The following is a 1,899-nucleotide window of genomic DNA, read 5'->3' as shown; positions in this document are numbered from 1 at the left end:
AATGGGGAGGTGGATGCAATGGTCACTGAGGGGAAGAGGGCACTCTGCAGCTTCGGACACTGGAGGCCGGATCCGTTTGATCAGGACAACCGTTGCTTGGGCCCTTCGGAAGAGGACGAAACCGTACCGCGACCGGGCAAGGGCCGGGTTGTTCATGTCCGGGCCCTGCAGGGTGGCAATCGCCTTCGCCTTTGCAATTGCTTTCAGGGGAGGGGGGCCGCGGGTCATTGTTGTTCTCCCTGTTCACCGGCACCGGATTGTTTTTTCCCCTTCCGTGACTGGTTCATCCGTTCGAGTGCCGAGATCCGTCCATCAAGGGCATCGATCCTTTGGATCAGGTCTGTTTGCATCCGCTCGATCACCGGGATAACGACCCGGTCGATCATTGTTTCGGCCGTGAGCTGGCGCTCCCGTTTTCGGGCAGGCACGCCCCATCCGATAAGTTCTGTCTTGCGTTCGACAATCAGGGTTGCCGGATCATCCGGCAGATGCTGCCGCGCCCATGTGAGTTCTTCGTTCTTTGGCGCATTACCGGCAGTACCGGTTTGTGGGGCTTCATCTGGTGTATTGGTGAAAGGAGCGTGATTGCGCCCGGCTGTCTCTCTATGAGAGTCATTTGCGTTGTCTGTCATGTCTGGTTGTAAGGATTCCGGGCCATCTGGATCCGGCAGGACAAAAACGAAAGCATTCGCGCTCTGGATTTGCTGCCCGTCTCTCCTGATCGCTGCCCCGGGATACAATATTCCGGAGTGCGACAGGGTCTTTGGGCTCCGTTACCGGCCGGTCTCCGGCCCAGTGATTGCCGGTCTGGTTGTGTGAGAGACTCCCGGGCCGGTATCCAGTGATCGGTACCCCTGCGGGTTGCACATACAAAACGGCACGCCTGCAGGATATTTTTGTCTCGTTCGCATTGGGGTTGTGGGATTGTTTTGTATTATTCTAATATAAATTAAAAATAATTTATATACTTGTTGGTTGCTGCGTTTTTCACCATAACGTCATCTGGTTGGGCGGAGGAACCGGCTTGATCCGGCTGAGGATACCGGAAGCGCGAAAAGGGTTGGGGCATGCCCCGGACTCTTTAGGTGCCTTAGAGTTCTTTTCGAGAGGATCAGCGCACTCGTCTCTTTGTAAAAAAATGGGGGGAATCATCGTGATGCAGCAATGATCTCAGTACATTCATGATTGAAATGAATTCTTCTCTGCCCGCAGGTTAAACGAAATCTTACACGGTTATGCTCATGTAATGTAAAATGTTTAATCTTTTAATACAATAAGCAAGGTTTAATTAAACAAGTAATCAACAGATCAATGTTAACAAATTTTGTGTGATGTGCATGGCATTTTCAGTACATGTAAACATGAACCGTTGTACCGGATGCGGGAACTGTGTGGTCTCCTGCCCGGTGAACGCGCTCGAGCTGTACACGCTCGACCCGGTGACAAAGGAGAAGATCTACCATGTCAAGGATGGTAAGTCCATCAGCATGGACGTGAAGATGGAACTCTGTGCAGGCTGCGGCGTCTGTGTCGGCGCCTGCCCGTACGGTGTGATCAGCCTTGCCGGTAAAGGCCAGGCCGGGGTTTTTGTCTGATTGGAGGAGGATATCGCATGCCAACAATCGAACTCAACATGATCACCCAGCGCTCCATCGAGGAAGGCGCTGCCATGGAGAAGGGCAAGACCAACCCGGACTATTTCGATGCCTGCTCCATCTGCGAGATGCACCAGGACGACATGAAACGGGCCGGCATCTGGAAGAACACCAACATCCGCGTGACCAATTAGTGCGGTACCGTTATTGTCAAGGCCATCGAGCCCACCCAATACTTCCCGCCGGGTATTTCCCACATCCGGCAGGGCGTCTGGGCAACCCAGGTGGTCCCGCCCCGGACCCA

General features: G+C 53.7%; 4 protein-coding genes. 2 read left to right on the top strand and 2 right to left on the bottom strand.

The annotated features are described in order from the left end of the window. The coding region (locus CW742_RS11505) for a hypothetical protein (protein WP_292420521.1) at positions 1-228 on the bottom strand (228 nt) is incomplete at its 3' end. Next, on the bottom strand, positions 225-632 hold the full coding sequence (locus tag CW742_RS11500; protein WP_292420519.1) for a hypothetical protein: 408 nt from the start codon (positions 630-632) through the stop codon (positions 225-227). The genes CW742_RS11500 and CW742_RS11505, both read right to left, overlap by 4 nt. A 705-nt stretch (positions 633-1,337) precedes the next feature. Between CW742_RS11500 and CW742_RS11495 the strand changes: the two genes are divergently transcribed. Together CW742_RS11495 and CW742_RS15445 are read left to right on the top strand one after the other, a co-directional pair. Beyond that, positions 1,338-1,595, top strand: coding sequence for a 4Fe-4S binding protein (locus CW742_RS11495; RefSeq protein WP_292420518.1), 258 nt, complete (start codon positions 1,338-1,340; stop codon positions 1,593-1,595). A 17-nt stretch (positions 1,596-1,612) separates the two neighbouring features. Beyond that, positions 1,613-1,789 (top strand): hypothetical protein, encoded by a 177-nt coding sequence (locus CW742_RS15445; RefSeq protein ID WP_342764881.1) that lies wholly within the window; start codon positions 1,613-1,615, stop codon positions 1,787-1,789. Positions 1,790-1,899: the final 110 nt, after the last annotated feature.

The organism is Methanoregula sp., from assembly GCF_002835825.1.
Classification (GTDB): Archaea; Halobacteriota; Methanomicrobia; order Methanomicrobiales; family Methanospirillaceae; genus Methanoregula.
Note: the sequence above shows the minus strand (reverse complement) of the source record. Positions and strands in the feature narration are given on the sequence as shown.